This is a genomic window from Endozoicomonas sp. ALE010 (assembly GCF_049310165.1).
Taxonomy (GTDB): Bacteria; Pseudomonadota; Gammaproteobacteria; order Pseudomonadales; family Endozoicomonadaceae; genus Endozoicomonas.
In genome coordinates, this window is sequence record NZ_JBLYNV010000056.1 from 1 (window position 1) to 25,071 (window position 25,071).

A 25,071-nucleotide genomic window follows, 5' to 3' on the forward strand; every position below is an offset into this window, starting at 1 on the left:
AGGCTGAATACGACGCCAGCAGTATGAATCTGGGCGGTGGTTTCAGCTTTGGTGTTGGTGATCAGGCATCAAACCCGGATGCAAAACCCGGTGAGAATACTGAAATAGAGAACAAAGGCTCTGTTTCGGCACCCGGTGTGCTGGCCGCGAAAGACGACGACAGCAGTACCACGAAAAGCGGCATCAGCGGTGGCGCCGTTGTTATTACCGATGAAAAGAAACAGCAGGAGCTCACCGGTAAAGATGCGGATACAACCGTTGCTGAACTCAACCGGGATGTGAACAGCAGCACCGACAGTAACGGGCTGGACAAGATTTTTGATGAAGAGGAAATCAAGAACGGATTTGAGATTACTCAGGCGTTTGTGCAGGAAGCCAATACCTTTGTTCAACAACAGGCTGCACAGCTGGAACAGGATAAAGAAGCGCTCGATGCTGAGTTGAAGAAACCCCTTGATCAGCAAAACCCTGAACGGATTCAGGCACTGACCGACAGTATTGAGCAGGGTTCCACCTGGGAGATGGGCGGCACAGGACGTACTGTACTCACCGCTTTAACGACAGCAGCCAGCGGTAACGTAACTGGCAGTGCCAGCCAGATGATTGAATCCGCAGCGGTCAACTATCTGCAATCCCTGGGGGCGCAGAAGGTTAAGGCCATTGCAGATAAGCTTGATAGCGAAAAGGCCCGGGCTGCACTTCATGCAATAGTGGGTTGTGCCGGTGCTTCGGCGCAGGGTAATAGTTGTTCAAGTGGGGCTGCTGGGGCATCGGCAGCTGTTGTCGTTAATAATCTGCTGGATAGGGTTAACGATGTAAAAGGCTCTGAACTCAGTGATACAGAGAAGGAAGATCGTAAGAATCTGGTCATCAGTATTATTGCTGGGGTGACGGATGCTGCAGGTGGGGTAGCATCTGTCGCTGCAGCCGCTAGTCAAATAGAGGCTGAGAATAACGCTCTATTTGTCCCCTTGCTAATTGCTGCCGGAGTAGCTCTAGAAGCAGTAGATAAATATCTTTTGGCAGCAGACATTGCGGAACTTGCACAAGCCATTGCAGATAATGATGACCATCGTGCCGTAGAGATTGGTTCTGAGCTTGCTATTAGCGGCGGCCTAGAAGTACTAATAGGTACCATTCCAGGAAGTACAATAGCAACAAAAATAGCACTCAATCTTAAAAAGAAAGGTCACGATGATCTAGCTGAAAAACTGGGTGGAGCTCATAGAGAAACTTCGAAACCAGTCAATGATGGTTTGGACTCCCATCATTGCCCAGCAAAAGATTGCTATAAAAATAGCTACTTAAGCCAGTATGATGGACCTGCAATTAAGATGGCCCCTGCCGACCATAGAAAAACAGCAAGTTATGGCTCATCCCCTGAAGCAAAAGCTTATCGTAAGCAACAGCAAGAACTCATTGAAAATGGTCAATTTATGGAGGCTGTTAGAATGGATATTCTAGACATTCGTTCAAAATTTGGAGATAAATATGATGATAATATTGAACAAATGTTGGACTATGCGAAGAGTATTGATCCAGACATGCTGAAAAAATAGAGGTATTTACAGTCATGTATCGTCTACTACCGTTGAGATCGATAGGCTCCATAGAGTCTGGTATGACTCAAAGTGATGTTAGAAATAAATTGGCATCACCTTATTTTCCTTTCAAAAAAACACCGTCTTCTAAAGTTGATACGGATGACTTCAACAAGCTAAATATTCATGTTTTCTATCATGATGATTTACATCTCCGGGGCGTTGAAGTTTTTAGCCCATCAGAAGTCACCTTTGACGAAATAAGCATGCTCAATCAACCGCTTGATAAAGTAGTATCAAAACTCAGAAGCAAAGGCTATCAAGTTGACATTGACTCTTATGGGGTTGACTGTCTGGAATTAGGAATATCAGTTTCGGCTCCTGGTCATATGGAAGACTCCAGCAAACTTACAGAGAGTATTTATTGCCAATTGGGCCAAAATCAAGGGGCCAAAATCAAAGACACCCAATAATTTGCCAGCGATTTAGAAATCACAGCAGGCAGAGACTTTACCGCCACTGCCGCCAACATCACCAGTGGTAGCGGCAATGCTTCGATCGCTACAGGCAATGACATCACCTTCAAAGAGGGCCGATCCACCGTCTTTGTGGATGAAGCACACAAGCATGCCGACAGCAACGGTATGTTCTCAAAAACCACCGTAACCACCCGGGATACCCTGAATCAGGATCAGGCAATCGGCTCAAACCTCAGTGCCGAATCTCTGGATTTGCAGGCCGCTAACAACCTGGCCTTCCGGGGCAGCAGTGCCGTTGCCACCGGCGACACCACCCTTCAGGCAAACAATATTGTTCTGGAAGCCACAAAAAACACCCAGCAACAACAGAACTCGACTTTAGAGTTTCATAAGCACAATAGTTCCGGCGCATAATCTGCTAAAAGCAACCATCCCCAACGACGAAATTCGAGATGGTTGCCATGCTCACTTCAGATCATCAAGTAATCCTCAGAGAGCTCGCTTTATATACAACCTTTTTTGCTGGAGCGCTATCATCAACCGCAGTACCAACGTTCTGTGAACTGCTGTTCGGCTGCATGCTTTCAGCCGACGGCTTTGTTACACAGGCGTTGTTAACAATTGATTTTCATTGTGTGTGGAGCAGCTATCACCACTGGCTATCCCAGGGCAAATGGCAATGGAAGCACTTGGCGTGTCGATTGATCCGCCTAGTCTGTTCAAAGGCTCCGCAAGGTGAACCTGTGGTTCTGGGGCTTGATGACTGGGTGATCGAGCGGTTTTCCGATAAAGCCCCTGCTTGTCGTATACATCATCAACACAGCAAGAAACGTAACCGGCCGACGTATATCTGGGGGCAGTGTTGGGTCTCCTTGGCCGTCATATTTGAACGGGCTTCAGATGAAGTATTTACAAAGGAAAATAAAGGACACCCAAAAATTTGACTAATCGGCCACACCGTCTATTTTTCTTCTGGAGCCTCTTATGGCATTAAGCACATATACCCAGTAACCAAAAAAAATGACATGACGACCGCCCGAAAAAACCTCATAGATCCAGCCAGTACGCCCTACTACCACTGCATGGCACGCTGCGTTCGCAGGGCTTTCCTGTGCGGCCAAGACAATTTCTCAGGCAAAAACTATGAGCATCGCAGGCAGTGGGTGGTTGATCGGTTGAAAGCGCTCTCTGGTATTTTTGCTCTGGAAGTCTGTGCTTATGCGGTGATGTCCAATCATTATCATGTGGTGCTCCATATTAATAGTCAGCAAGCCAAAAAATGGGACACTAAAGAAGTCTTACAACGCTGGACGCAGCTGTTTTCTGGTCCACACCTGGTTCAGCGTTATCTTGCCGGCGACCAGCCAGGCAAAGCAGAGCTGCTGCGCATCGAAGAATATGCCCAGGAGTACCGAGGTCGTTTAATGGATATCAGCTGGTTCATGCGCTGTCTCAACGAATACTTAGCCCGGCTGGCTAATAAAGAGGATGAGTGCAAAGGACGCTTTTGGGAAGGTCGTTACAAAAGTCAATCCCTGTTAGACGAGGCAGCATTGCTGACTTGCATGGCCTATGTCGACTTAAACCCCATCCGGGCAAAAATTGCCGCAACGCTGGAAACCTCAGAACATACCTCTATTAAAGAGCGCATTGAGTCATACGACAGTGCAAATGGAAAAAAACAAAAGCCGCACTTGAAACCGTTAAAAGCTCAGGGTCAAAACCCTGAACAGGCGATTCCATACCCACTCAGTAGCTACTTTGAACTGGTTGACTGGTCTGGCCGAATTGTCCGCAAAGGCAAATGTGGCCGTATAACTGACGATGTACCACCTATCCTGGAACGCTTGGGTATTGACCCAAATGAATGGCTGGAGACTATGCGATGGCAGAATCGTTTTCACCGAGCAGTCGGCAAGCTGGCTTCACTGAAGGCTTATGCAAAAAGCACCGGAAAATGCTGGGTTCATGGGATGTCTGTGAGCGGTAATCTCTATCCTGCCTGATCAACACATTTTCATTTACTTTAATGTGACCAGAGTTTTCTGTAGGGCTCTTTCTTATATTGTCTCGATAGTATCTTCCAGGCTCTTCCTGCTTGGTATGAATGAGGATTTCTTAAAACGATCAATACTATCATTTTAAAAAATGGATAAATGACGCACCCTCTCTTCACTTTTTAAAAAGTGGGTGTCCTTTTTTGCTCTTAAAAAGTGGGTGTCCTTTTTTGCTCTTCTCTTCACTTTTTAAAAAGTGGGTGTCCTTTTTTGCTCGGTGTCCTTTTTTGCTCTTGTCTTTTTGTCTTTTTGTCTTTTTGTCTTTTTGTCTTTTTGTCTTTTTGTCTTTTTGTCTTTTTGTCTTTTTGTCTTTTTGAACCGCTGGATCTTCGTTGGAATTCCTCGCAATACCCGAGGGCACAAGTAGCCCTGCTATTACTCGTCATTCCGCCTTGCCCAGCGGTCCAAAACGACTTGCTCGTTATCATATTTAGAAGGCGGAGTTGGTATGATCACGGCATAATAGGCCAGTCAGCCGCATCAACACTGTCGAGAGGGTAGGTTTTATGCCCTCCCCAACGGTTGATATAGCTGCCATCAGGATCGAACTGCTGAGCCTGTTTATCCAAATTAAAATGGCGACTCCCTCTCGGGTCAGCACCCACGCCCGCCAGATACTGCCAGTTGCCCCAGTTGCTGCCCACGTCATAATCCACCAGTTGCTGCTCAAACCAGGCAGCCCCGTAGCGCCAGTCCATCCCCAGTTCATGAATAAAGCAGCTGGCCACTATTTGCCGCCCACGGTTGGACAGGTAACCGGTGGCCTGCAGCTCTTTCATGCAGGCGTTCACAATGGGCCAGGGTGTATTACCAGCGCACCATTTCTGAAACCGTTCCGGGTAAAAGCAGGACAACCGACACTTATCCCGGATGCCTCTGGATGAAAACAGCCGAACACCATGCTTCAGGGCGTACCATTGGAAATATTCACGCCACAGCAATTCAAATTGAATCCAGTAGGTGGATTCATTGGCCATAATCAATGACTCATAATGCCGGAGTGCCTGGAAAATCTGCCGGGCGGAGAGACAGCCATGGGCCAGCCAGGGTGAAAATTTGGTTGAGGTCTCCCAACCCTGCAAGGCGTTTCGCGTCTCTTTATAGGTGGTTGGCAGCAGCGCTGAGAAATAGTGCTTCAGATGCTCTGCCCCTGCCGTTTCACCACCGGTAAACGGGCTGTTGGTTTTGGCCTTTGCCGGCAACCTGTCGGAATGGTAATTCAAACCGGGCATGGGCCCTGGCATGATATCCGGTGCGGTAGCGGCTTCGGTAATGGGCAGATTTTCGACGTGCTTTCGGAACTGAGTAAATGTTTCCGGCAGCTCGTCCAGGGCAAATGGCAGATCGTTCTGGTGGAAGAGCGTAAATGTTTCAACTTCATTGAAGGTGACTGCCGGGAAGTTCTGCTTAAGACTTTGCCAATAGGCACTCTCCTGAAAACCCGTATTACGGCTGCGATAGACTGCATCGATTTTATGGGCTTTCAGCATTTGTTCGATTGCTTGATACGGACTTTGCAAACGCACCAACAGTTTTTGCCGTCGCTGTTCAAGCTGTGATTCAAGCTGTTGAATACTCTCCCACAGGAAACGCCAGCGATGCTCGCCCATTACCCTTGACTGGTAATGGCCTGGCTTAAACCAGGCAGGGTCAACACAATAGACACACACAAGGTGTTTACAGCTGGCAGCGGCCTGCATCAAGGCCCGGTTATCACTCAGCCTCAAATCGTTGGTAAACAAAAACAGCGTTATTCCCTGCAAGAGCGATACCCTCCAAACCTTTTAGCACGAATACCCTTTTGTACGTTAATTTTCACAAACCACGGCAAACAGCCACCAGCGGCTGATAACTCCATGTAATTTGTAAAAATTTAATCTTTTATAAGTAAACACATCAAATCTGTTTTGGTTTTAAGCCCTCTCAGGTAAAGTAGCCTGTGCTGCCAAATGATTGTTGTATTCCTTCCAGCCATAGACCGAAATGTTCAGACACTTTACCGGTAATCAGTCTGTAATGATGATTGGCCTCGACTTTGGTTCTACCACCAGCCGTGCCATGATCGCCTCTGCATACCTTGAGTGAAATCCGATAACCGAGCGGATGGAGCTGGGCAAACCAGAACTGATCTATCGCTCCGACGCCGTACTGACACCCTTTGAAGAGGGTGAACTCTGCACGGAGGCCATTAATAACTGTCTTGAACAATGGTTAGAAGAAAGTGGCATTGATTGTGATCAGCTCTTTTCCGGTGGCGTCATTATCACCGGCCTTATCGGTGCCCGCCACTTTCAGTTTGAACCGGGGACCTACCGGTTGCTGGAAGTATCCAACCATGGTCAACAACTTCTGGAGCAACTGAATCTGCAGTTAACCATCGGTGACGAGTGCAGCCAAAACGATATCGACCAGATCGTCCGCTATTATATCCGGGCACTGGAAGCCATGGTCACCGGCGATCATCACTGGTTCGACCAGGGCGATGGACAGCAGCTCTGCCAGGTAGCCTTTCAACCGGATGCCAAAGCCGGGTTTGTCAGCCTCGGTAAAGTGAAAAACTTTGTCATACCCGTTTACTTTTATGGGATGCATTAAGTAGTTAAAAAAGAAGGATGCAACGCTTTGAGAACGATTAAAATTCTGTCCCTGATCGCACTGCTTACTGGCTGTACAGGAATCCCGGAAGGCATTACCCCGGTAAAGCCATTTGAGGTTAATCGCTATGTGGGCAAGTGGTATGAGATAGCCCGGCTGGATCACCGCTTTGAACGGGGCCTCTCCCACATCACTGCAGAATACTCAGGCAACCCTGATGGCAGCCTTCGGGTCATCAACTCTGGTTACTCGGTTGAAGCAGGTGAACGCAAACAGGCGGAAGGCAAGGCAAAGTTTGTCCGGGAACCCGACGAGGGATATCTGAAAGTCTCTTTTTTTGGTCCTTTCTACGGCTCCTACATTATTTTTGAGCTTGATCAGAAGGGCTATGAATACGCCTTTATCTCCGGGAACAACAAAGACTATCTCTGGCTGCTGGCCAGAACACCCACCGTCAGTGATCAGGTTAAATCGGACTTTATCAACAAAGCCAAAACACTTGGGTTTGCTACTGAACAATTGATCTTTGTTGACCAGAGCAGTCCTCAATAGCCCGCCACCATTCCGTAAATAAAGAGTGTATATTTACGGAATGTAATCCCCCCCATTTGTAGTCTTATAGCCCTTCCTGACGTTTTTTGACACAGACGATCATCACTTAGGTGAATCAATCCCCCGGCAACAACATTCTATACCATGCCGGATTCGATACCCGCTGGAGTGTGAGCGATGCCCAAACCAACGATGCCCCCACTGGACCAGATTCTGGTGCCGACAGCAAAAACGGATGAAGTTTACCGTTCAAGGGTCATTGGACAGAGTTTCTTCAGCTTTACCGGGCTCAAGGCTCTGCTGGGGGCTGCCGGTTTCCATACCAGTGGTGATCAGGTTGCCGGGCTTGTTGCAGTTAACAAAAACCTATCTATAGTTACTCGAACCTATTCAAAATGAGTAAGTTCTGTTGTGAATGATCGATACTCCATCTCCCGGGCCGCTGACCATTTAGGGGTATCCCCTTCTACTCTGCGTCGCTGGGAGGCTTGTGGGAAACTCGTGCCTGAGCGTACTGCCGGTGGTAAACGACGTTACAGCGCCAGTCAGTTAATGACGCAACAGACTCCACAGGTACAGCGCAAAACGGTAGCGTACAGCCGGGTTTCCAGTCATGACCAGAAAAAAGACCTGGAGCGGCAGCAGGAAGTGTTTATAAACACTATGGTCAGGCACTGTCCTTTCGGTTTGCCCGCGATAAGAAGGGGTGTCAAAGAGATCCTGCTCAGTCAGAGAACCATTATCTCACCGCTGGCTGGGGATCTGCTGAAACAGGAAGGCATTAAGCTGCGGTATAATGATAATACCAACTCCACCTTCTAAATATGAACTGCGCAGCCATTTTGAACCGCTGGATCTTCGTTGGAATTCCTCGCAATAGCCCTGCTATTACTCGTCATTCCGCCTTGCCCAGCGGTCCAAAATGACTTGCTCGTTATCATATTTAGAAGGTGGAATTGGTATAATTTGGCAAAATAAGGCGCAATTCTTAACCACCTGGTACGTTGGCAGGAATTTTCCAGAGTAACGCAATGCCAGCTTCTGAATGGAAAGGCTCTTGCCGAACATCGTTGCAATAAATCACTAAATGTTCACTATCAGGGCTAAATTTGGCATGTTGAATGGGATAATCCACTATTATCTCCTCTTTTTGTTTCCATTTGCCATCATCACCGATGCCCCAGAGTTGCACAAGGCCAGACTGGTCTGTGTCTTTCCGGTTTATTTTGTTGCCATAGGTCAGAAAATGGTTTTCCAGTGCATTGAAATGGGCACCATGGATGCCATAGGCACCAGGTTCTGTCACGGCCAGTGTCGTCCACTTGCCATTGTCATCGCACCCCAGGATGGCAGCAGTGGTGTCCTTGCTAAAGGTATAGGCAAAGCGCCCTGAAGTAGAAAACCGGGCTTCACGAATTTCCAGCAGATGTTTAAACGCCAAAAGCTCCTGCCATTTGCCCTGGCTGTTGAGACCATGAATTTTTACGGTCCAATCACAACCGCGGGTCAGCACACTGTCCTCCTGAGCGTTGAAGGCAGCATAGTCAATCCCCGCCAGGTGATACACCCTGGCTTTCTCAACCAGGTTACCTTCCTCATCATCCCCCCAAATGCAGGCGAAATTCGATTTATAGCCATAGCTCAGAAGAAGATTCTCTGAGGGGCTAAAAAGCGCTTCACGACTGGCGTGATGGACAAAGGTCTGGCCTTGATCCAGGCGATCATCAGGACTTTTGCAGTCCAGGAGTTTAAAAGAGCCACCGCTTTCAAAACGGGCCAGTATTTTACCCCCGGATGGGCTGAATCTGGCATCTGAACAACAACGAATTTCTGCTTTTCCTTCCCAGACACCATAAGCATTGTAGCCAGAAACTATAACTGTGTTGTCTATATCTTTGGTCAGCGCATAGTGCCCGGTGGCATTGAACAAGGCTCTGCAAACCAGGTTGGTAATATGTTGGTTGTCGTCGGTTATGATCGTCGCAGGATGACAGATTTCCCCGATCTGTGACCAGTTCCCATCGACATCACAACCCAGAAAGATGGTCTGGTTACCCCAGGTGAAGATCACAGCGTGTTGCTCATCATCACTCAGCTGGGCACTGGCAATGTTCCCACCGCACTCAAAGACCTTTTTCTCCTCCAGGCAGTTGCTTTCATCATTACAGGCCCAGATGGTCACTTTTGAGCCCTGGTAAGTCAGGAAATAATCGTTTGTGGCCTTAAGAGGTGGTTGCTGTGGCCCGGTTTCCTTATAGTGAAGGATCTCTTTAGGCTGGGTTAGCGGGATCCACCGACCGTTGCTATCCTGGCGCAATACGTTGATTTTGCCGTTCTGTGGGTCGTAGGACATAATTTTGTTCTGCCCGGGGCTGAAGCCTGCCTCCATCCGTGGATAGTCTTCATCATAGGGGGTAAGCGCAAGCACCACCGCCTCCTCCCAACGGCCATCGCTGTTCAGCGTACTTACCTTGACACTGCCATCGTAGCTGCTGCTCAGAAGCGTATTTTCAGACCTGTTGAGCTCGTAGCGATAGATAGAAGCAGAGTCTTCAACATCCCCTTTTTGCAACCAGTTGCCATCCGCACCTTGTCGCCAGATCTTGAGCCTGAAATCGCCCCCATCGTTGCAACCACGTATAAGCAGGTTCTTGCTCATTGGGCTGAAGCTGGCTTCAATAATATGGTGATCGAAACAGGCCGCCAGTTGAAATTCCAGATAATTTTCCTGGCATTGGAAAATGTCAGCCTTCGCTGGATCGATATTGCCCGCATGCTTGTTATTCAGCGCAATATCCTGTAACAGCCCATCATTAACGGCTGCGATGCTAATGAGCTGTTCATGCTGATGTGATGCATCTCCCGGAACAGCGTCTGAGGATGGCATCATGGAAATCTTAAGCCCGATAATTTCCAGCTTACGCTGACCGATAGCAGTGATGATCGACAACTCGGGAGGTGCATTCCGTTTCAACCGTTCCAGGGATTTGAGCTGCTCCGGTTCAGAGACTTTTGAAGCATATTTGTTATAGGCAGCCACTGATTCAAAAAGGGGTTTCAGGTTATTAAATAACTGCCATTCACCGGTTTCGATTTTGCTTGCGGCTGCCCTGCTCAGCACACGACCAAAAGCAATCACCTTTGTTTGTGCTTGCGGACTTTTCCAGGCTTGGCAGATGTTCAGACATTTTTGCGCTATTGGTCCCATGATAACTCCGGTCATATTGGCACAGGGATTAAATTTACACCGCCATGAACCGGTAGCATCCTGTGATTGAGTAAATCGTCCACCATTACTGGTCGGAACATTCAGTATCTGATCAATAGATCAGTCAATTTGGCAAAAGTTCCTCCCACTGAAAAAATAACGACCAGCTCCTGACATTTTTGGGACTTGCAGTCCGAAAATGAAATAAGAAAATATTACAATCCGCCAACTTGTTTTTTTATATTGTTCTTTATCTTGTTTGTTTTAGTTTCACTAAAAGGGTACCCCCGCGAAACTAAAGGGGGGTATTTGTCTTGCATACCCCCCGTTTTGGTCTATCTTTTCCACGCAAGAAAAAACCCGGCTCAAGCGGAGTATGCAGCTCCTCACCGGGTTTTCCTATTCATACAGCGAACCATTACTCCGTGTGAGTGATAGCTCAGGGATCAGTATAGACATGATTTCGTTTGCGTACACAATCGGGATAGGTATCTTGATACGGGTCAAAATTAATACCAGTGGTATGGATAAGCTGAACATGACACAGAAGTTTCTGCTGGTCGTTCTGGCGACGTTCGCTAACTCTGAAGGGGAGTGTTGGCCGAGTCAGGGGTTACTGGCTAAGCTTCTTGGCGTGACCACTGGCACAATCTGCACAAGCCTGAAAAAATTGGAAGAAGAAAAGTTTATTGAGAGCTTCCCGCGCAAGACAAAACACGGTGGCACTAACACCAAGCTATACCGGATGCTGTTTGAGCCGTTTGTGTTCAAGCAGGTCAAAGAGCAACATTACAACTGCTTTGGCCAACAGGTCGACGATCCCCGTATGCGTGATACGACATGGGCAGATGGGCTGGATTGACAACAGAGATCAGCATGGACGATTTGAATAACAACACGATAAAATTTATTTGCCGTTACCTCTTTGCAAAAAAGGAAAATATTCAGCCCTCATTCCCAGGGCCTGTTGACGTTTCGTTGCGTGCTCGCAAAGAAACGTCAACTTCAGTAACACCTCAAGTGTCAGCTGTTTCCACCAGGCTGCCAGGAATTTTCCAGAGTAAAACCGTACCACTTTTTGAACGAAAATATCCCCGTCGATCATCGTTACACTTGATCAGTAAATGATCGCTATCAGGGCTAAATTTGGCCTTTTTCACGGGGTAATCCAGTTTTAACTGCTCTTTTAATGCCCATTTTCCATCATCATTTAAGCCCCATAGTTGCACAAGGCCTGGCTGGTGCTTGTCTTTTATGTTTATTTTTTTGCCATAGATCAGAAAATGGTCATCCAATCCATTAAACTGGGCGCCTTCAATGGAGTAGCCATCAACCAGATTTGTCATCGCCTGTTTCATCCATTGGCCATCGTTGTCGCGTCCCAGGATACACGCGGTTCCGTCCAGGCTAACGGTATAGGCAAGGTGCCCTGAATCGGAAAAACAGCATTCGTGAATCTGTCTTTGATGTTTAACCACCAACTGTTCCTGCCATTTGCCCTGGCCGTCCAGGCCCTGAATTTTTACCTCTTGGCCAATACCCCTGGTCAGCACACTGTCCTCCTGAGCGTTGAAGGCCGCATAGTAGACCCCCCCTCGGTGAAATGCCTTTGCTTTCTCAACCAGGTTACCTTCCTCGTCATACCCCCAAATACGGGCAAAATTCGACTCAACACCGTAGCTCAGAAGAAAATTCTCTGACGGGCTGAAGATGACTGTTTTACTGCCGCTGTGCTCACAGGTTTGAACTTTATCCAGCCGACCACCATTACTGCTGCAGTCCCAGAGTTTAAAGCTTTTATAGGTCCGTCTTATGTAGCCCTCGCAACAATTGTCGCTGTGCTCATCAGGGGTCTGACCTTGATCCAGCGGGTCATCAGTCTTGTTGCAAGACAGAGGTTTGTAGAGTTGGGCCAGTAATTTGCGCCCGCAGGCACTGAATCGGGCATCGGAACAATCCTGAATTTCAGTTTTTACTTCCCATGAACCGTTTTCGTCATAACCAGAGATAATCGCTATATGATTTGAATCAATACTCAGTGCATATTGTCTGGAGGCATTGAAGGATGCTTTGTGAATAAAGCCTGTGATAGGTTCGTTACTGGCCTTTGAATAACTTTTAGGATGACAAACCTCCCCGATTTGCGACCATTCGCCATCGCCATCACACCCCAGAAAGATGGCCTGGTCCACACCGAAGATCACAGCATACTGCTCATCATCACTCATGTGGGCACCCCAAATCCACTTACTGCGCTCAATGACCTTTTGCACCTCCATGCAGTTGCTGTCATCATTAAATGCCCAGATGGTCGCTGTTCCACCCCGGTAAGTCAGTAAATTATGATCCGTGACTTTGAAAGACGGCTGCTGTGGCCCCCTTTGCCGACGGTGACTGATCTCTTGAGTCTGGGTTAGCGGAGTCCACTGACCGTTGCTATCCACCGGCAGTACCTTGATTTTGCCGGCCCAATAATCATAAGTCATAATCTTGTCCTGCCGGGGGCTAAAGCCTGCGATCACCGGCTCATAGCTTTTGCCTCTACAGCAGGGGCTGTGCTCAAGTACCACCGCCTCCTGCCAAAAGCCATTGCTGTTCAGCTTACTCACCGTGACTATGCCTTCGGAGCTGGTACGCAGTAATGTATTTTCCGACCGGTTGAATTCGAAACGAAAGCTATGCTCCCTGAACTTCCCGTTCCGGGACCAGTTGCCATCCGCAGTTTGTCGCCAGATGTCCAGAATACGATCGTCCTGACTGTCTAAAGCATCGATAACCAGATGCTTACTCGAAGGGCTAAACCTGGCTGCACTGACATAATGACCGAAGCTGATCACCTTTTTGAGTTCCAGATAATTGGTCTGACATTGGAAAATGTCAGCCTTCTTTGCGTCCATTTCCCCCGATTGACTGTTAAGAAGGGCTGCGCCCTGTGACTTATTAAAAGGTACTATCGAGTCGCTATTTGCAGTAGTGCCGGAAACCCGTGCTGTCGATGCTTTTTGGGAGGCGGATTCGGTGTCTGAATCGTCCGTCGATGATTCGGTGTCTGAATAATCCGATGATGATTCAGTGTCTGAGACGTTCGTTGATGGCCTGTTGAGTGAGGCAAATGCATTAACACTGTTTGCTGGAACAGCACCTGCTGGCACCGTGGCCTTATCTGCTGATTCAGGCTCGATACTACTATCATTATTATCATTATCATACGTATTATTATCGAACGGTGTATTCGATTGGTCATGCTGTTGCAATGCACCGTCCAAACCAACGTCTGACGGCTGCGGCATCGTGGAAATATTCAGCTCAATGCTGCGCTCGTCAATGGCGGTGGTTAGCGTCGCGTCGGGTGGTGAATCCAGTTTCAGCTGCCCCAGGGATTCGACCAGCTCCAGTTCCGGGATTTCTGAGATTTGTTTGTTGTAGGCAGCCACCGATTTATGCTGTGGCTTCAGATCATCAGAGAACTGTCGTTCATCGGTTTCTATTCTGATTGTGGCTGCACTGCCTGACGCTATTGGTTGCATGGTAACTCCGGTCATATCAACACAAGGATTGAATGTATGCGGCAATGGATTAGTAGTACTCTATGTTGGTTTATGGTGGTTTAGCCGTCCTCTATTACTTGTCTGACCATACAGAATTTGGGTTATAGATCAGTTAATTCGACAAAAGTTCCTGCCCTTAGGGATTTTTATACCGCTCAATTTTATTGATTAACGTCAATGAATTGAGTGAGACTGACTTGCGTCAGGTCATAAGTATGCCGTCCCGCCACTGATAGCCTTCGCACACTGATACGCCGCCTGGAAATAACCTGCTTTCTCCAGCTTCCGGGAGCTATTTCAGAATCAAAAGCAATCGCAGTTTTGAAGTCTTCGGTAAGGGTGTGGTTATTCTGATCACTGCCGCCCTGGCTGCCGCAGTGATTGAAGCCCTGACCGGTTTTGTCGTTATTCCGGGTATGGCACCATTCTCTGATGGTGTTGCCACCGTTGGTCACATTGCCATTCTGGTGACCAAAAATATGGCTGAGCCACAGGCTAGCCTGAAAGCGAAACACGCTTAATCCCCGATGCAGGTCGGCTTCTGCACAAGCCTGCCTGCCCCATCAAGCTTTGCAGTCTCAGCAGGCGGCTTTCTTCGGAAACCGGCCTTCGCCTAATGCCTCTGAACCGGAACAGCCATGCGCGAAGAAATTCTCAGTGCCGGAACTGATGCTTGGCATGCCTGCCGGTTTAACGGCCGCAACCGGCATGGATGCCCTGACCCACGCCATTGAAGCCTTCCTGTCCACCAATGCCAGCCCTGTTACCGATGCCGTAGCCAGTAAGGCGATCAAGCTGGTTGCCCAATATCTGCCCCGTGCGGTCCACGATGGCTCTGACCGGGAAGCCAGAGAGCAAATGGCCTACGCCCAGTATATGGCGGGTATGGCGTTTAACAGCAGCGGTCTGGGTTATGTTCATGCCATGGCGCACCAGCTGGGAGGCCGCTATGGCCTGCCCCACGGACTATGCAATGCCATTCTGCTTCCCCATGTTATGACCTTTAACCTGCCGGCATCTGCTGAGAAGCTCTCGGATATTGCCCGCTATCTTGGCTGTGAGGTGTATGGACTTGGCGCTCAGGAAGCCGCCATACTCGGGATTAAAGAAATTTGTCGCCTGCTACTAGCCATTGGCGTACCAGCCAGCCTGACTGAGCAGGGCGTCAAGGCAGAAGATATACCGGAGATGGCCATTAACGCCCTGAAAGATACCTGTGCAGCAACCAACCCCAGGCAGGGAACTCTGGCAGACGTTGAACAGATCTTTAAAAATGCCCTTTGATGTGACATTTATTGATCAATAACAGGGTCTCCATGAGGCCCTGTTCATTTTCCAGTCAAATTTACTGACCAGCACGATGCTATAATTTTCAGATCATTTAAGGATTACGGAAGATTATTATGAGCAGCAACGGATTAGGTTCGCTTACCCCATCACAAATCCATCAAATCAATAAGTTAGCATCCAATCAAGATTCTGAAAAAGATGTACTGGTGGCTCAATTCAATGGTAAGGAAATTGCGTTTACTGCCATAAGACCAAGGGTCAACTCTGAAGCCAACAAGGAAAAACCTGTGGAAGGTTCTGATTTAGCGGTAAAAACCCTGGGTTTAAAGGATCGTAAAATCTCACCAGCATTAGCAAAAAGGCTCATTGAGGCCTATAAAAAAGTATCACCGCCTGATGTAATCTTCGTCGATCCGAACGATGTTCGCCTCCTTGTGAATCACGTCGATAATAGCGTTAGTACTCAGCCACCAGACGAGGATGCAACATCCAGTCTTGATAGCATTAGAAATCGAAGAAGTTCAGCCAATACACTGCATTCTGGCTGGGGGTCAACCACCAGTCTCGACAGTGGCTACAACAGTGTTTATGGCAGTACGGAATCTCTGTACGATGATGTGGCATTGCCCCGGGACATAACAACGTCAACTCTCTCAGAAAAAGTGACCGAATTAATTAACAGGAAAAATTATCCGGGCGCACATTTGCAAATGCGTGATGAGAGTTTGGCGGCCATTAAAGGTAAACATATTACCAATGGACGCTGGAGTAGATTTGGCTTTAGCGATGAGTCAGTATCAAAAGTACCTTTGCCGAAAAAAACAGCCTTAACAATTGATGGCAATCATATTCCCGCCAATAATATCGAGTTGACCAATGCCAAGTATGTCGCCATTCAGGCACCTCGAGCTAAAGCACAAATGTCTGGAGGCGATATCTGGCGAGCAGCCCTTGACTCGGAGTGCAGTGTAATTTGTGATCTGACCAGAGAAAGAGAAAAGTTCGAGGTAAACAAAGGAGGACCTATTGCTTCGTATTACCCAACCGGAGAAATACTCAATGACGACGGCAAAGTCAATGGCAAGGTCGATGGCAAAGTCGGCGACAAAGTCGACCGTGAAATCGTCTTTGATAATGGGATTAAAGTGAGATACCAGTCAAAACAACAAAATGCTGGGTATTCAAAAATAAGATATGAGGTGACTGATCTCATTACTGGCGAAACCCGCCTTATACGAAGATATCATTATACTGGCTGGCCGGATCACGGAGTTCCCAATGAAACAAACGGTCAAGACTCTCTGCTCAGGTTTGTAGAAGCAGTGCGCAAACATCAGATCGGGGATGACTATTCAGACAAAACAATGGTGCATTGCATGGCAGGCGTTGGCAGAACCGGAACGCTGATTGTGTTAAATGAAATCTACCGGGACATACTCTCCGGAAAATATCAAAATAAAAAGGAACTGGATCAGGCAGTATTCAAGACTATTCAACAAGGCAGAAAAGACCGGGGACCCGCCTTTGTTCAAGCAGTGGATCAGATCAAACTTATCATGGATACCGTTCATACATGGTGGGATAAGCGAGACAGGGGAGAGAACATTATTCCCGTGATCTAGCACTAATCTCTTCGTTCAGCGCCATGAAGTAATCAGCAGCCAGACGCAAATGGCTGCCGGTCCAGCAGAACATCTCACCATCCACCAGCCGGGTACTGGCAGTCACACCCAGCTCGGCAAATTCCTGACAGTGCCGGTCTTTAAACGGAAAGGGCTCTGAAGACAAGAGCAGCAAATCTGGCCCGGCTGTTTTTAGCTGTTCGATGGTGATCTCCGGGTAACGCTCCAGATCAGCAAAGACGTTTTCCATCCCGCAAAGCTTCAGCATCTCATTGATAAACGTATTACCGGCAGCAACGCGATAGGGCTTCCTCCAGATAAAATAAGCCACACGCAGCGTCTTTCCCGAAGCCAGTCGTGCCATTTTGCACCTGATGTCGTTGACGATTTTGTCGGCATTGTGTTCTTTGTTGGTCAGCTGACCAACGGAGGTGATCATGGCCAGGGCATCATCCAGGTTGTGAATATCACAGACCCAGGTTGGGTATTGCTGTTGCAGCCGCTCAATGCCCTCCCGGTAGTTCTCCTCCTTGTTACCGAGGATCAAATCCGGCTGCAAGGCATCTATCGCCGCAAAATCCAATGTCTTGGGACCACCGACAATCATTTTTTCCTTGCGTGCCCGCCCGGGATGAACACAGTAGCGGGTTACTCCAACAATCCGGTCTTCCAGGCCAAGATCAAACAACAGCTCTGTCAGCGATGGCACCAGAGAGATAATTCTCACTGGCTTGTCACTGACGTCTACTGAATACTGCATCTGATCAATAAACTGGCGGGACATTTTTGAGGCCTCAATGGTTTCAAGACAGTAAAAAGCCCACTTACCATAGGCAAATGGGCCTTGCTGTATCAAGTAAAAGCGCGTTTTAAAGCAGCTTCTGGAAAAACTCTTAATGATTCAGGAATTGCCTGTTTTTACCGTTGAGAAGACTTTATCTGGATGGATTTTGCTTTTCAGCCTGCATATAGGCAATTTTAACTGCCATGAAGTGAGCAACTCCGGAAAACTCTGTTTTCGCCACTTCCAGCATTTTTTGCCGCTCTTCTTTGAGCTTTTGCTTTTTTGACTTAAGCCTGAGAAAACGACTTCTGTCTTTTGAGGTTACAGACGGTAATAAGTCAGGCTCAATTCCACGCCAGATACAGTCAAAGGTTGTTTGATGAATTGTTTTAAGCTCATCATTAGCCAGGGTTCCCAAAATTGGATCTATCTGATCATACAAGTCAATCAAAAACTGCATATAGAAATTTCGCAGTTTTTCCCGCTGAGAATCTGACGTTATTATGGTATCCGAGGGCAGTACAGCCTGTTCACTGGATTTGGGAAATCCTTCTTTGTCCTTAACATTATTAACAATCTGACTGGCCAGATCTCTATAGAATATCAGTGGATCCTTTTCCTTCATGCCTGATCGAAGTTCTAAAAATGCCTTTTCTACTGAAAAATCCAAATCCCATTGATCCTGGCTGACTCTAACACGTGGTAACTCTTCAGGGTCAAGCTGAAAGGAAGGATCTGCTATTATTAGCAATTTCAAAATACCCTGATGCATTCTTATTATTTTCCTGCTTTTAGTATCACTATCACCCACCAGAACATCACCGAACATTGTTTTCAAAACGACCTTAATAGAACTATCAGGAAGCTGTTTATAATGACAATAAAACTCTGAGAACTTATTCTGTAACTGTTCAGCCATTTTAACAAGCTGAAGGACTTCACCCTTTTCGTTTTCGGTAAGCGTGCTTTTCAGGTAAAACTTTTGAAACCTCTTTTCAGCAATTCCAAATGCCAGATTAAATTTAGCGACAGCCTTTGTATACGCTAATGGAAAATAGTGCTCACGCTTCTGAAACTCAGGCATACGTTTTACCGTGCTTTCCAGAGAGCCGCACTCATCAAGAAATTTCCAGAAGTTTTCTGCAACAACTGGCCAAATGGCATCTCGCAAGGCCTCTCCTCTCAGGGTTTTAAACCTATCTTCCCCAAGAACCAGTTTCATAACATCCGGAACCTGCTCCAGATCCATATTCACGTCTCTAATCAAATTGTACGGTTCAGACAGCCTGACAAAAGACTGTATATCCGTGATAGCCCTCATGACAAAGCCCGGGTTCAGGGTACCATTTTGGTAGGGCTCAACTTCATGAAATCTTGTTGCCCGATCACTCAGAGCAGCTCTGAAGGAAAATATTTGCGTTAACTGGCGTTGAATCTTTTTCTCTGGATTGATCGATTCAGAGCAAAGTTCCTGACTTAATTTGGCTGAGAGTAAAACGATCTTATGATTTTTCTTCTTTCGTATCGCTTTACGTGTAAACCGGCTTCTATCAAATGGAGATTTGGCTGGCACCTTAACTTTATCTTCTGAGCAAGATTCTTCCTGGTCGACTTCAGGAGAAAAATGACATTTTTCAAATTTATCAACCACCTCAGCCACTGCAACTTCATCATCATTTTCGGGAATGGGAGCATTTTTCAATTCTGTTATTTTTTTCTGGCCAGCCCTTTCTTTAAAGGACTCAATACGTTCCGGGACAGAAATACCAACCTTATTCAGATTCAGCCCTTTATTTTCATACAAAGCTTCATCGTCATTTTCTCCAGCATTCGAAATATAACCGGAATCATTAGAAGCTATTGAAACACGCCACTGGTTTGCTCGTACCGATAAATTTTCCGCATGGTTATCATTTAATCTGACTGCCTCAGAAAGATGGTGAATTACTTCATTACTTTCTGAAACGGACATACCTGAAAAACTATTATCTTTGACACTTTTACTCTGGCTTTCCCTGCCGGGACGACCATCATCATATGATAATAAGCCATTATCATTTCCTTCTATTTTCATAGCAGCCTCCCGGTCCCTTCATTAAAAATTTTACCGGATGCCGGACAGTTAAATAAGAGTTTCATATGAATCTATTTTCAATCAATTGTAAGAAAATCAATACTCTATAATCAATAATCAATCAGCAGGCTATAAGAGTCCAGCATAAAATTGCACAGCAATATGAACCCTTATCTCCATAGGACAGCCAAAAAGACTTTTAATATGAAATAGATAGTAAAAAAGATAGAATACCCGCAAAATCAAATTAACTGAACAAAACAATAAAAATAGTTTGGAGTCTTACATGAGTGCCAGACATGAAAATCTCGACAGCGTCCCTACTCCTCAAGGGGAAATGACCTTGAAAGTTCTGGCGGATCACCGTTCCGTCAATAGCAGTGGTGATGTATTTGCTGGCTGGGTAGCCATGCACCTGGACCAGGCTGGGGAAGTCTGTGCCCGCAAGGCCTCCAATGGTGCCAGGGTGGTCACGGTCAGTATTGGCAGTATGAGCTTTCTCAGGCCAGTTCAGGCCGGTGACCTGATCGGGTTCTTTACCCGGGTAACAGAAATCGGCAAAACATCGATTAAGGTGGTTGTCGAAGGCTGGATAGAAAACCACCATGGCTGGGAGAAACTGACAGAAACAACCATGGTGTTTGTTGCCATTGATCGGGGTGGACGAACCCAGCGGGTCAGGAACTTCTAGGATTTGAAGAGGATCAGGAGCCTCTGATCCTCTCAACCCACACTGAGAGTGAATGTCTCAGCCACAACAGAACCGGCAGTTAGCTTATGAATGGCTCGTAAAACGTGTCTTCAGAGACACCGCGTCCGGGTTGAAAAAATCCCATTCATGGACAACTCTAAATCATCCCCCGGCTGCAGAGGCCCAACACCTTCCGGCGTTCCGGTCAGCACGATATCTCCCGGAAGTAAGGTGAAATGCCTGCTGATATAGCTCAACAGCCCGGGAATGGAGGTCAACATATGTGCCGTTGTCCCTTTCTGCCTTGGCTCTCCATTGACCGACAGAGAAAACCCGAGATTGGCAGGATCTTTAATATGCTCGACGGCCACAAACCCGGATAACGGGCAGCTGTTATCAAAGGCTTTGGCAACTTCCCACGGCAGCCCTTTTGACTTTTGCCGTTCCTGAAGATCACGCAGTGTCAAATCCAGTCCCAGACCAATAGCCATGATCGCCTGGTTAGCCTCATGCTCACTGGCATCGGTCAGAGGCTCCCTGATCAGCAGGCTCACTTCTGTCTCATGATGGACCACTCCACGATTACGGGGTAATTTCACGGGCTGCTCAAGGTTAACCATGGCGGTACCGGGCTTAATAAACAGCACCGGATCATCCGGCAGGGGATTATTCAGTTCCTGGACATGTGCCGCATAATTCCGTCCTACACAAACCACCTTCCCAACAGGAAGGTCAATACGGTCGCCACTGATCCAGCGGTGCCTGTACTTCATAGCGCATCCCTTATTAACGCCGGTGATGAAAAATGGAACGCACAATACGCGCCAACATCATACGGATATTTATTATTCAACTGAGCCAGAAGCCTTGTCGGGAAACAGACAGTGTTTGCCTGTCATTCCCCGGGTAGACTATTGTCCCACGGCTCAACTCACAGTTAAAGCATCTCACTTTCACATACACTGTAGTAGTATCATAAAGACTGGCCGCACAGTGGAAGGAGCATAGTATGTCAGAAGAGCTGCAACTCAATATCCAGAGCCTTCATGATATTCTTGAAAACTCACCCGTCGATGAATGCACAGCAGGAGCCTTAAAACAGATAACCGAAGAGATCAACATTGCCGTTGCCCAGGCAGAAGGAGAAATCCCCATTCAGGGCTACAACGATCAGCTGGAGCAGGAGGCCATTCGCTTCAGTGAAGACCACCCGGCCCTGACACAGGCGATCCGGCAATTAATGTTTACCCTCTCCAGCATGGGTATTTAAATACGGTCGCTATGACAAAGCTTACCACCAGATCGGTTTCACTGATGTGAGGCCGATCTCCCTGCAGTAACGACCCACCGCCTTTTAGCAGGTACTATCACGCACAGCCTATGCTATGATGTGCCGCCTGACGCAGCCGGGAGCAACCGGTGATGCGCCATGAAAACGATGGGTGGATCAATAACAGCCATAAATTGAAAGCACTGCTGCTGTTGTCCGCCTGCACAATAAAAAACAGTGCTTTAATGTAAAACAGCCTTGAGCCAGTCCGCCATGAGCTAACCAATAAAGAGACTGATATGCCCGAAATATCGCTGGATAAGAGCAAGATTCGTTTTCTCCTGTTGGAAGGTGTCCACCCGTCTGCTGTCGAGATTCTTAAAGCATCGGGCTATACCAATATCGACTATGTCACCACCTCCCTGCCTCCTGAGGAACTAAAGGAACGTATCGCTGATGCCCGCTTTGTCGGCATCCGGTCCCGGACCCAGCTGACCGATGAGATTTTTGCGGCGGCAAAAAAACTCTGTGCTGTTGGCTGTTTCTGCATTGGTACCAACCAGGTAGAACTGCCCGCAGCTACACGACGGGGGATACCTGTTTTCAACGCACCTTATTCCAACACCCGCTCAGTGGCTGAGCTGGTGCTGGCTGAAGCCATCCTGCTACTGCGTGGAATCCCGGAGAAGAATGCCATGGCACACCAGGGAGGCTGGCAGAAAACAGCAGCGAACTCCCATGAAATCCGCGGCAAAAAACTGGGTATTATCGGCTACGGAAATATCGGCAGCCAGCTCAGCATCATGGCAGAGTCTCTGGGCATGGAAGTCTATTTCTATGATGTGGTGACCCGGCTTTCCATGGGCAATGCGACCCAGATCAGTGATCTGAACACCCTGCTTGGCATGTGCGACATTGTCAGTCTGCATGTTCCCGAAACCCGGGATACCCAGTGGATGTTTGGTGAAGCACAGTTTGCTGCCATGAAGGACAACAGCATTCTGATCAATGCCTCCCGTGGTTCTGTGGTGGTTATTGAAGCGCTGGCCGAGCACCTGAAGAACGGGAAGCTGCTGGGTGCCGCCATTGACGTATTTCCGGAAGAGCCACGGGGTAACGATGATGAATTCATCAGCCCCCTGCGTGGCATGAAGAATGTTATCCTGACTCCCCATATTGGCGGCAGTACCCAGGAAGCACAGGAAAATATTGGCCGGGAGGTTGCCGAGAAGTTCGTTATGTACAGCGATATTGGTACTACATTGTCGTCGGTCAACTTCCCGGAAGTCGCCCTGCCTGCCCACCCCGGCAAGCACCGCCTGCTGCATATCCACCAGAATATTCCCGGTATTCTGGGTCAGATTAACCAGATACTGTCTGAAAACCGTATCAACATCAGCGGTCAGTACCTGCAGACCAATGAGTCCGTTGGTTACGTTGTTATCGATGTTGATGCTGAACACAGCGATATGGCCATGCAGAAGATAAAAAAGATTGAAGGCACCATCCGCTGCCGCGTTCTTTACTGATATACATCACTGGCACCTCGTTCCCACGCAGAGCGAGGAAACGAGGGTGTGAGGTTGTATGGGCACTGGATTTTTAACCAGACAACAGTGCTCTTTATTATTAAAAAAACATCTAAATAACGTCGTTCAGTAATTAATCAGGTGTGCGTATGATTCCCGCGTTTTCCTCAAAGGAGAGTCCATATGTTGTACCCACGCTGGTTGTTATTGTCTTTCCCCATCCTGCTATTGCTCAACGGTTGTGCTACCGATACTGGGCAATACAGAGAACCTGCGCTGAAAACGCTTAATTTCACCATCATTCACACCAATGACAACCACGGAAAATTCTGGCGAAACCGTGACGGTGAAGTAGGCATGGCGGCCCGCAAAACATTGATTGATCGTATTCGTGCAGATGTAGAAGCTGAAGGCGGCAAGTCTCTGGTATTGTCTGCAGGCGATATAAACACGGGGGTGCCCGAGTCCGATCTTCAGGAAGCTGAGCCTGATTTTATCGGGATGAACCTTATTGGTTATGATGCCATGACCGTGGGTAACCATGAGTTTGATAACCCGCTGCCTGTTTTGCTGAAGCAGGAAAAGTGGGCAGACTTCCCGTTCCTGTCAGCCAACATCTTTTACAAAGATACCGGTAAACCAGTGTTCAAGCCCTGGGTAATGAAAGAGCTGCAAGGTGTGCGGGTCGCCATTCTTGGCTTAACGACAGAAGATACAGAATCGCAGGCGCTCAAGGAAAACATTAAAGATATTCGTTTTGATGATGCCATAGAGACAGGAACAGTTTGGGTACCAAAACTGATTCGGGATGAAAAGGCTGATATTGTTATTGCACTCACTCACATGGGGCATTATCCAAACGCCAGACATGGGCACAATGCTCCGGGTGATGTCAGCCTGGCTAAAGAAGTGGATGGTGTGGATATCATTGTCGGTGGCCATTCACAAAGTAAACTACACCGGCCTGATATTAAAAACAGCACCTATGTACTGCAAGCCTGGGAGTGGGGTAAATATGTTGGTCGGGCTGATTTTATCTATCAATATCTGGACAGTGGCAGAGGACACAGTCATGGCTTGCTGAAAATGGTGAATTACCGCCTGATTCCGGTGAATCTCAAGAAAGAGAAAATCATTGATGGTAAGAAAGAGCTGATCACTATAGAACCTGAGATTCCAGAAGATCCGGCAGTGCTGAAGGCATTAAAGCCTTATCAGGATAAAGCGAGTGAACTAATGAATCAGGTTGTCGGTTCCATCAATCAGACCCTGGATGGTTCACGGGAAAAAGTTCGCTCAGGCCCAGCGGCCATAGGCAATCTGATTGCCCGGGCACAGATGGAAAAAACCAAAGCTGATCTGGCTGTCATGAACAGTGGTGGCGTTCGCACTGGCTTGCAAGCAGGCAAGATTACCGAAAAAGATATTCTCAAGATTCAGCCTTTTGGCAATATGGTGTGCTACCTGGAAATGACGGGCCGTGAGCTGCGGAACTACATTGAAGACATTGCTGCTATTCAACCGGTCAGTGGCGGCCTGGCGCACTTTGCCAACGTCAGGCTGACCATGGCCGGCGATAAATTAATGTCTCTGGACATTGGCGGAAAGCCTGTGGATAAAAACAGGAAATATCGAATGGCAATTAATGCCTTTTCTGCTGCCGGGGGTGATAACTGGCCGGTGGTGGATGATAACCTGACGTTTGTTAATACCGGTTATACAGACGCTGTCGTGTTGAGAGATTACGTCAAGAGATACTCACCTCTGAAGAGAAGTGAGTATCTGCCAAAAGGGGAGATTGTGAGGAAATAGTCAACATGTCTTCGGCAAA

Annotated in this window: 25 protein-coding genes; 17 read left to right on the forward strand and 8 right to left on the reverse strand. The window is 47.6% G+C overall.

What is annotated here, in order from left to right:
* A partial coding sequence (locus ACO6UY_RS19035; RefSeq protein ID WP_422490898.1) for a hypothetical protein occupies window positions 1–1,559 on the forward strand: 1,559 nt, incomplete at its 5' end.
* 62 nt (window positions 1,560–1,621) lie between these two features.
* Window positions 1,622–2,014, forward strand: a complete 393-nt coding sequence (locus ACO6UY_RS19040; RefSeq protein ID WP_422463985.1) for a hypothetical protein — start codon at window positions 1,622–1,624, stop codon at window positions 2,012–2,014.
* Window positions 2,015–2,026: 12 nt separating this feature from the next.
* Here the strand turns inward: ACO6UY_RS19040 and ACO6UY_RS19045 are convergent, their stop codons facing one another.
* A complete protein-coding gene (locus ACO6UY_RS19045) occupies window positions 2,027–2,170 on the reverse strand; it encodes a hypothetical protein (RefSeq protein WP_422463983.1) in 144 nt (47 codons plus the stop codon).
* A 15-nt stretch (window positions 2,171–2,185) separates the two neighbouring features.
* Between ACO6UY_RS19045 and ACO6UY_RS19050 the strand changes: the two genes are divergently transcribed.
* From ACO6UY_RS19050 to ACO6UY_RS19060, 3 genes are all read left to right on the forward strand, one after another.
* Window positions 2,186–2,434, forward strand: a complete 249-nt coding sequence (locus ACO6UY_RS19050; RefSeq protein WP_422463981.1) for a hemagglutinin repeat-containing protein — start codon at window positions 2,186–2,188, stop codon at window positions 2,432–2,434.
* A 38-nt stretch (window positions 2,435–2,472) separates the two neighbouring features.
* The gene (locus tag ACO6UY_RS19055; RefSeq protein WP_422463979.1) at window positions 2,473–2,964 is read left to right on the forward strand and encodes a transposase; all 492 of its coding nucleotides are present in this window, start codon (window positions 2,473–2,475) and stop codon (window positions 2,962–2,964) included.
* A gap of 81 nt (window positions 2,965–3,045) precedes the next feature.
* The gene (locus ACO6UY_RS19060) at window positions 3,046–4,026 is read left to right on the forward strand and encodes a transposase (RefSeq protein WP_422443957.1); all 981 of its coding nucleotides are present in this window, start codon (window positions 3,046–3,048) and stop codon (window positions 4,024–4,026) included.
* Window positions 4,027–4,192: 166 nt separating this feature from the next.
* Here ACO6UY_RS19060 and ACO6UY_RS19065 read toward each other — a convergent pair whose 3' ends face one another.
* A complete protein-coding gene (locus ACO6UY_RS19065; RefSeq protein ID WP_422490900.1) occupies window positions 4,193–4,438 on the reverse strand; it encodes a hypothetical protein in 246 nt (81 codons plus the stop codon).
* A 91-nt stretch (window positions 4,439–4,529) separates the two neighbouring features.
* Window positions 4,530–5,819 carry a DASH family cryptochrome gene (locus ACO6UY_RS19070; protein ID WP_422443961.1) on the reverse strand — a complete coding sequence of 430 codons (1,290 nt, stop codon included), beginning with the start codon at window positions 5,817–5,819 and terminating at the stop codon, window positions 4,530–4,532.
* Between the two features lie 361 nt (window positions 5,820–6,180).
* Here ACO6UY_RS19070 and ACO6UY_RS19075 point away from each other — a divergent pair, with 361 nt between their 5' ends.
* The 4 genes from ACO6UY_RS19075 to ACO6UY_RS19090 all read left to right on the forward strand — a co-directional run bounded on the left by ACO6UY_RS19075 (window position 6,181) and on the right by ACO6UY_RS19090 (window position 8,046).
* Window positions 6,181–6,672 (forward strand): hypothetical protein, encoded by a 492-nt coding sequence (locus ACO6UY_RS19075; protein ID WP_422463102.1) that lies wholly within the window; start codon window positions 6,181–6,183, stop codon window positions 6,670–6,672.
* Window positions 6,673–6,699: 27 nt separating this feature from the next.
* A complete protein-coding gene (locus tag ACO6UY_RS19080; RefSeq protein WP_422443965.1) occupies window positions 6,700–7,224 on the forward strand; it encodes a lipocalin family protein in 525 nt (174 codons plus the stop codon).
* A gap of 177 nt (window positions 7,225–7,401) precedes the next feature.
* Complete coding sequence (locus tag ACO6UY_RS19085; protein WP_422443967.1) at window positions 7,402–7,623, forward strand: hypothetical protein; 222 nt, start codon at window positions 7,402–7,404, stop codon at window positions 7,621–7,623.
* A gap of 12 nt (window positions 7,624–7,635) precedes the next feature.
* The gene (locus ACO6UY_RS19090; protein WP_422490901.1) at window positions 7,636–8,046 is read left to right on the forward strand and encodes a MerR family DNA-binding transcriptional regulator; all 411 of its coding nucleotides are present in this window, start codon (window positions 7,636–7,638) and stop codon (window positions 8,044–8,046) included.
* Window positions 8,047–8,212: 166 nt separating this feature from the next.
* Here ACO6UY_RS19090 and ACO6UY_RS19095 read toward each other — a convergent pair whose 3' ends face one another.
* Entirely contained in the window at window positions 8,213–10,432 is a 2,220-nt protein-coding gene (locus tag ACO6UY_RS19095) for a hypothetical protein (RefSeq protein ID WP_422443971.1), read from the reverse strand.
* Between the two features lie 493 nt (window positions 10,433–10,925).
* Here ACO6UY_RS19095 and ACO6UY_RS19100 point away from each other — a divergent pair, with 493 nt between their 5' ends.
* Entirely contained in the window at window positions 10,926–11,294 is a 369-nt protein-coding gene (locus tag ACO6UY_RS19100; protein ID WP_422490903.1) for a helix-turn-helix domain-containing protein, read from the forward strand.
* 154 nt (window positions 11,295–11,448) lie between these two features.
* Here the strand turns inward: ACO6UY_RS19100 and ACO6UY_RS19105 are convergent, their stop codons facing one another.
* Window positions 11,449–13,959: a hypothetical protein gene (locus ACO6UY_RS19105; RefSeq protein WP_422443975.1), complete on the reverse strand. Its 2,511-nt coding sequence runs from the start codon at window positions 13,957–13,959 to the stop codon at window positions 11,449–11,451.
* Window positions 13,960–14,282: 323 nt separating this feature from the next.
* Here ACO6UY_RS19105 and eutH point away from each other — a divergent pair, with 323 nt between their 5' ends.
* The 3 genes from eutH to ACO6UY_RS19120 all read left to right on the forward strand — a co-directional run bounded on the left by eutH (window position 14,283) and on the right by ACO6UY_RS19120 (window position 16,892).
* Window positions 14,283–14,501, forward strand: a complete 219-nt coding sequence (gene eutH / locus ACO6UY_RS19110) for an ethanolamine utilization protein EutH (RefSeq protein WP_422490908.1) — start codon at window positions 14,283–14,285, stop codon at window positions 14,499–14,501.
* Window positions 14,502–14,637: 136 nt separating this feature from the next.
* The gene (locus tag ACO6UY_RS19115; RefSeq protein WP_422443977.1) at window positions 14,638–15,264 is read left to right on the forward strand and encodes a hypothetical protein; all 627 of its coding nucleotides are present in this window, start codon (window positions 14,638–14,640) and stop codon (window positions 15,262–15,264) included.
* 119 nt (window positions 15,265–15,383) lie between these two features.
* A complete protein-coding gene (locus tag ACO6UY_RS19120) occupies window positions 15,384–16,892 on the forward strand; it encodes a tyrosine-protein phosphatase (RefSeq protein WP_422490904.1) in 1,509 nt (502 codons plus the stop codon).
* Here ACO6UY_RS19120 and ACO6UY_RS19125 read toward each other — a convergent pair.
* Together ACO6UY_RS19125 and ACO6UY_RS19130 are read right to left on the reverse strand one after the other, a co-directional pair.
* Entirely contained in the window at window positions 16,876–17,748 is an 873-nt protein-coding gene (locus tag ACO6UY_RS19125) for a helical backbone metal receptor (RefSeq protein WP_422467183.1), read from the reverse strand. The two genes, ACO6UY_RS19120 and ACO6UY_RS19125, sit on opposite strands and share 17 nt — an antisense overlap.
* 79 nt (window positions 17,749–17,827) lie before the next feature.
* Complete coding sequence (locus ACO6UY_RS19130) at window positions 17,828–19,750, reverse strand: hypothetical protein (protein ID WP_422463096.1); 1,923 nt, start codon at window positions 19,748–19,750, stop codon at window positions 17,828–17,830.
* Window positions 19,751–20,036: 286 nt separating this feature from the next.
* Between ACO6UY_RS19130 and ACO6UY_RS19135 the strand changes: the two genes are divergently transcribed.
* Window positions 20,037–20,441, forward strand: coding sequence for an acyl-CoA thioesterase (locus ACO6UY_RS19135; RefSeq protein WP_269671842.1), 405 nt, complete (start codon window positions 20,037–20,039; stop codon window positions 20,439–20,441).
* A 110-nt stretch (window positions 20,442–20,551) separates the two neighbouring features.
* On the opposite strand, the gene ACO6UY_RS19140 is transcribed toward ACO6UY_RS19135, so the two are convergent.
* A complete protein-coding gene (locus ACO6UY_RS19140) occupies window positions 20,552–21,214 on the reverse strand; it encodes a fumarylacetoacetate hydrolase family protein (RefSeq protein ID WP_422443985.1) in 663 nt (220 codons plus the stop codon).
* Window positions 21,215–21,450: 236 nt separating this feature from the next.
* Here ACO6UY_RS19140 and ACO6UY_RS19145 point away from each other — a divergent pair, with 236 nt between their 5' ends.
* The 3 genes from ACO6UY_RS19145 to ushA all read left to right on the forward strand — a co-directional run bounded on the left by ACO6UY_RS19145 (window position 21,451) and on the right by ushA (window position 25,052).
* Window positions 21,451–21,711, forward strand: a complete 261-nt coding sequence (locus ACO6UY_RS19145) for a DUF4404 family protein (RefSeq protein WP_101747242.1) — start codon at window positions 21,451–21,453, stop codon at window positions 21,709–21,711.
* A gap of 299 nt (window positions 21,712–22,010) precedes the next feature.
* Window positions 22,011–23,240, forward strand: coding sequence for a phosphoglycerate dehydrogenase (serA, locus tag ACO6UY_RS19150; RefSeq protein WP_422443987.1), 1,230 nt, complete (start codon window positions 22,011–22,013; stop codon window positions 23,238–23,240).
* Window positions 23,241–23,423: 183 nt separating this feature from the next.
* A complete protein-coding gene (ushA, locus tag ACO6UY_RS19155) occupies window positions 23,424–25,052 on the forward strand; it encodes a bifunctional UDP-sugar hydrolase/5'-nucleotidase UshA (protein WP_422443989.1) in 1,629 nt (542 codons plus the stop codon).
* Window positions 25,053–25,071: the final 19 nt, after the last annotated feature.